At 60.9% G+C, this 6,037-nt stretch carries 1 protein-coding gene and 2 CRISPR repeat arrays; the gene reads left to right on the top strand.

Annotation, left to right across the window (positions count from 1 at the left end; all coding sequences use genetic code 11):
• Positions 1-11: 11 nt before the first annotated feature.
• A CRISPR array of direct repeats spans positions 12-3,029; the repeat unit is 29 nt; unit sequence GTTTGCCCCGCATGTGCGGGGATGATCCG.
• 104 nt (positions 3,030-3,133) lie between these two features.
• Positions 3,134-3,337, top strand: a complete 204-nt coding sequence (locus OU02_RS06125; protein ID WP_033489390.1) for a hypothetical protein — start codon at positions 3,134-3,136, stop codon at positions 3,335-3,337.
• Positions 3,338-3,488: 151 nt separating this feature from the next.
• A CRISPR array of direct repeats spans positions 3,489-5,836; the repeat unit is 29 nt; unit sequence GTTTGCCCCGCATGTGCGGGGATGATCCG.
• Positions 5,837-6,037 lie beyond the last annotated feature (201 nt).

The following is a 6,037-nucleotide window of genomic DNA, read 5'->3' as shown; positions in this document are numbered from 1 at the left end:
CCACGGGCGTCGTTTGCCCCGCATGTGCGGGGATGATCCGGATTGTTGCCATGTCTGAACCACCCAAGCCTTGTTTGCCCCGCATGTGCGGGGATGATCCGCATTATCGCCTGTTGTATGAAATGCGCGGCCTGTTTGCCCCGCATGTGCGGGGATGATCCGAATCCCGGAAGTTTTCGTTGATCGTTGTTTTCGTTTGCCCCGCATGTGCGGGGATGATCCGGATTGTTGCCATGTCTGAACCACCCAAGCCTTGTTTGCCCCGCATGTGCGGGGATGATCCGCATTATCGCCTGTTGTATGAAATGCGCGGCCCGTTTGCCCCGCATGTGCGGGGATGATCCGCCTACCTAGCTTGCGAACCTTTAGAGACCCAAGTTTGCCCCGCATGTGCGGGGATGATCCGTGCAGTATCCACTCATTGCCCTTGTGGTGGCGGTTTGCCCCGCATGTGCGGGGATGATCCGCCGTAACGCCTCATAAGAGAGTCGATACGCTGGTTTGCCCCGCATGTGCGGGGATGATCCGGCACGCGCGTCGCAATCAGCGGGCAGGACGGTGTTTGCCCCGCATGTGCGGGGATGATCCGTCCTTGTACTGCTCCGGTTCGAGGTCCGGCTTGTTTGCCCCGCATGTGCGGGGATGATCCGCACGATAAACGCGCGCAGGGAATCCTCACCATGTTTGCCCCGCATGTGCGGGGATGATCCGGCGAGCGACCCGCGAAAAAACGACGCTGTGGGGTTTGCCCCGCATGTGCGGGGATGATCCGTTTCGCGTCATGGGCGTTCCCGCCCACTGTTTGTTTGCCCCGCATGTGCGGGGATGATCCGTGGCCGGGGGCGCATGAACCCTACTCCCGCAAGTTTGCCCCGCATGTGCGGGGATGATCCGCAGAACAACGAGTGGGTGCTGAACATCAAGGGGTTTGCCCCGCATGTGCGGGGATGATCCGCGGGCCACCAACAGGTGAACCCGCTCCACAACGTTTGCCCCGCATGTGCGGGGATGATCCGTCCACCCAATTCCACCCGTCCTGGAACGCTTGGTTTGCCCCGCATGTGCGGGGATGATCCGGGACGCCACCCTCCAACTCGCCGCCCCAACGGGTTTGCCCCGCATGTGCGGGGATGATCCGGCGACGGTGGCTTCGACATTCCATCCGGAGCCGTTTGCCCCGCATGTGCGGGGATGATCCGCTTACGAGTGCCATGATTCCGTCTCCTTGCTAGTTTGCCCCGCATGTGCGGGGATGATCCGCTTACGAGTGCCATGATTCCGTCTCCTTGCTAGTTTGCCCCGCATGTGCGGGGATGATCCTGCGGACATGCGGATTATAGACACGGCGCTGGGGTTTGCCCCGCATGTGCGGGGATGATCCTGCGGACATGCGGATTATAGACACGGCGCTGGGGTTTGCCCCGCATGTGCGGGGATGATCCGGCCAGTGGCGTCCGCGAGGGGCGCGCCCACGGGTTTGCCCCGCATGTGCGGGGATGATCCTGCGGCGTTGCTCAAAACACATGCGCAGGCGGTGTTTGCCCCGCATGTGCGGGGATGATCCGCCACCCGAAACCTACTGGATGGGCGAACCGAAGTTTGCCCCGCATGTGCGGGGATGATCCGCGGCACGTCCTCACCCGCGGCTTCATTCGCTCGTTTGCCCCGCATGTGCGGGGATGATCCGCGGAGATCTGGATGCGGGAAGCACAGGACATCGTTTGCCCCGCATGTGCGGGGATGATCCGTCTGATGCAGACGATCCCGCCGACGTTCGCCGGTTTGCCCCGCATGTGCGGGGATGATCCGGACTTGAAACCTCCACCGGTGTCGTTGAGCGTGTTTGCCCCGCATGTGCGGGGATGATCCGCGTTGAGCAAGGTCGAGAAGCTCGAGGGCAGTGTTTGCCCCGCATGTGCGGGGATGATCCGTTGAGGCAGTTGCGGGTATTCCACCGGCACGTGTTTGCCCCGCATGTGCGGGGATGATCCGTGTCTGGCCGGTTCGTAAAAGTGGTCATATTGGTTTGCCCCGCATGTGCGGGGATGATCCGCGCAAGCGCACATCAGCCAATGGCATGAGCACGTTTGCCCCGCATGTGCGGGGATGATCCGCGCAGTGAGATTTACGCCGAACTCCACGGCGTGTTTGCCCCGCATGTGCGGGGATGATCCGAAGCGGTATCCCTTGCGGGATTTCTCCTCTGTGTTTGCCCCGCATGTGCGGGGATGATCCGTCGCATAGTCGGTTGTACAGGTAGGACACGTAGTTTGCCCCGCATGTGCGGGGATGATCCGGATTGATCGTCCACGTCACAGCAGGATTCATCGTTTGCCCCGCATGTGCGGGGATGATCCGCTGAACGGGTGGATCATCGTTGATGACGCCAAGTTTGCCCCGCATGTGCGGGGATGATCCGTTCACCAGTGGAGGTCTCGTCGCCTACAACGCGTTTGCCCCGCATGTGCGGGGATGATCCGCTGAACGGGTGGATCATCGTTGATGACGCCAAGTTTGCCCCGCATGTGCGGGGATGATCCGTTCACCAGTGGAGGTCTCGTCGCCTACAACGCGTTTGCCCCGCATGTGCGGGGATGATCCGACAAGGGCGTTGGCGATTTGGGTTTGTCGGGTGTTTGTCCCGCATGTGCGGGGATGATCCGCGCACCGGCATTCCGAACTTGCTCATGGTGCAGTTTGCCCCGCATGTGCGGGGATGATCCGCCCTTCGCGGACGTGATTCGTGTCGATGCCGAGTTTGCCCCGCATGTGCGGGGATGATCCGAGCGACGCATACGCGCGCGCCCAGCTCGAGCAGTTTGCCCCGCATGTGCGGGGATGATCCGCCCTTCGCGGACGTGATTCGTGTCGATGCCGAGTTTGCCCCGCATGTGCGGGGATGATCCGAGCGACGCATACGCGCGCGCCCAGCTCGAGCAGTTTGCCCCGCATGTGCGGGGATGATCCGGACGTACTGACGAAAATCAGCAACGTCATAGGGTTTGCCCCGCATGTGCGGGGATGATCCGGCCCTACAACGAGTCTTACAACTCAACAACAGGGCAGTCAAGAAACACGCGAAAAGCACCATAAAGAAACGGACATAACAATGCACACGCCAATAGACCCACCAATGAAATGCAGGGAATACTACCCGCCAGTCGACAAAGAAATCGCCTCACTGCCGACGTGCGAACCCGGCGAAAAACCGGAGCCACTTCTAATCCCTGAATACCTGTTCGACACCGACGACGAGCAGACAGAACCACAGCCGGACAACACGGAACACGAGCCATACACAGACCACGACCCAAAAGCGGACAGCCATGACCAATGAACAGGCCCTCGACCGCATCGCCCACAGCCTCGAACAAATCACCGACATACTCAACGGAACAGCACCACTCGAAATAACACGCGAACACGCACTCGACGCATGGGGCATGCGCATATACGAGGACGAATACCTGCACGCGCTCGAAACACTCGGTTTGCCCCGCATGTGCGGGGATGATCCGGCTCCAATATAATGGCTCCATTGTCCCACCTTGTTTGCCCCGCATGTGCGGGGATGATCCGTGGAGCGGCCTGCCGAACGGCATCGATGCACGGTTTGCCCCGCATGTGCGGGGATGATCCGGAGCCCAACCATGCGTAACATCAAGCATCTAAGTTTGCCCCGCATGTGCGGGGATGATCCGCGCTACATGGATTTGGGCAAGACCATAATCCAGTTTGCCCCGCATGTGCGGGGATGATCCGTCCACTGCACCGTCAGCCGCGAAACCGATGACGTTTGCCCCGCATGTGCGGGGATGATCCGCCGCCGCCACCGACATTCACCTGCGACGGCAAGTTTGCCCCGCATGTGCGGGGATGATCCGGCGTAGGCAACGTAAGTACAATGCGGCGAAAAGTTTGCCCCGCATGTGCGGGGATGATCCGAGGCTATCGAATTCACGAACGGCAGCCGCATCGTTTGCCCCGCATGTGCGGGGATGATCCGTGCGGTCGCGAGGAACACCGGCTCGACGGCGTGTTTGCCCCGCATGTGCGGGGATGATCCGGAGCAGTGAATGGTCGTCATACGAGAGGACATGTTTGCCCCGCATGTGCGGGGATGATCCGCCCATACCCTGGTAACCACAGCAGGACACGGCGTTTGCCCCGCATGTGCGGGGATGATCCCCGCGCAATGGGCCAGTGGCATATGGAACCCGCGTTTGCCCCGCATGTGCGGGGATGATCCGAAGTAGCCAAACTTGGCGGAAACATGCAGGTGGTTTGCCCCGCATGTGCGGGGATGATCCGAACGCGCATGGCATGGAACGAGACGGTGGAGTGTTTGCCCCGCATGTGCGGGGATGATCCGAAATCTTTATGATGCAAGTCGCCACGCAGAACGTTTGCCCCGCATGTGCGGGGATGATCCGCAAGCGACCCGCGAAAAAACGACGCTGTGGGAGTTTGCCCCGCATGTGCGGGGATGATCCGACCGGCAAGACCGCGCAGGCGCGCGCCACCGCGTTTGCCCCGCATGTGCGGGGATGATCCGGCATTGTACAGCTTGGCTTTTCCCGCCGCCGTGTTTGCCCCGCATGTGCGGGGATGATCCGACGGCTGACCCCGACGGGTGGTCGCGGTTCGCGTTTGCCCCGTATGTGCGGGGATGATCCGCGGCATGGCGAACGTGCTACGATACACCCTCAGTTTGCCCCGCATGTGCGGGGATGATCCATATGCGACGAACGCGAGCCAGACCGATAGCGTGTTTGCCCCGCATGTGCGGGGATGATCCGCGCAGCAGACATTGTGGGAATCAGACTGCAAGGTTTGCCCCGCATGTGCGGGGATGATCCGAAAACCATCACCCCCAAGCAGGCGCTCGCCGAGTTTGCCCCGCATGTGCGGGGATGATCCAGCGCGCCGCCCGATTTTGGTCAGACTGGCGGAGTTTGCCCCGCATGTGCGGGGATGATCCGAAAACCATCACCCCCAAGCAGGCGCTCGCCGAGTTTGCCCCGCATGTGCGGGGATGATCCAGCGCGCCGCCCGATTTTGGTCAGACTGGCGAGGTTTGCCCCGCATGTGCGGGGATGATCCGGATCCACCGGCACACAGGCGCACAGCGTGCACGTTTGCCCCGCATGTGCGGGGATGATCCGTTGCCGCAGGCGGTCGCTTGGCACATGCCGCAGTTTGCCCCGTATGTGCGGGGATGATCCGGTGGAATGCTTCATCAATTCCGCGAACGGATAGTTTGCCCTGCATGTGCGGGGATGATCCGTTTGCGGGCGCGCTGCACATACTTCTCGATGCGTTTGCCCCGCATGTGCGGGGATGATCCGTATGGGGAGGAAAATATCATTCCTGAAAACGTGTTTGCCCCGCATGTGCGGGGATGATCCGGTGAGGGTCATTGACGCCGACCATGATCTGACGTTTGCCCCGCATGTGCGGGGATGATCCGTCGAGGCTGCGGCAGAAGGTGAAACGCTGCCGGTTTGCCCCGCATGTGCGGGGATGATCCGATTCCACTTCACCTGCCGGCGGATGACATTCAGTTTGCCCCGCATGTGCGGGGATGATCCTTCGAGAATCCTACGCCGATCGGCATCGTCCATGTTTGCCCCGCATGTGCGGGGATGATCCGATGCCAATATGATTCAACCGTCGGTGAGCGGCGTTTGCCCCGCATGTGCGGGGATGATCCGGACGCCGAGGACCACTTCAAGGCGTATACGGAGTTTGCCCCGCATGTGCGGGGATGATCCATTCACGCGCGTAGCGAGCTGCGTAAGCGCGGAGTTTGCCCCGCATGTGCGGGGATGATCCGTAGAGGTTGTCGCCGCTTAATTGTATCCACCTGTTTGCCCCGCGCCGTTGTCGCCGTTGTCTAAATGAAAGTGCAACACTGTTGTCAGGCTTGTAAGTGTAGCAGTTCGTCAATGAAGGCTTCGGCTGGTCCGGGTCAAAATGCACCTACCACTCTTATCGTCTGTTACCGCCTTCTGGGATGGCAGCAGTTTCTGTTTTT

The organism is Bifidobacterium pseudolongum subsp. pseudolongum DSM 20099 (genome assembly GCF_000771225.1).
In the GTDB taxonomy this organism is placed as follows: domain Bacteria; phylum Actinomycetota; class Actinomycetes; order Actinomycetales; family Bifidobacteriaceae; genus Bifidobacterium; species Bifidobacterium pseudolongum.
This window is presented reverse-complemented; position numbering and strand designations above follow the sequence as displayed.

Coding starts and splice junctions, on each gene's coding strand:
- OU02_RS06125 (WP_033489390.1), top strand. CDS start 3,134: ATGAAATGCAGGGAATACTACCCGCCAGTCGACAAAGAAATCGCCTCA.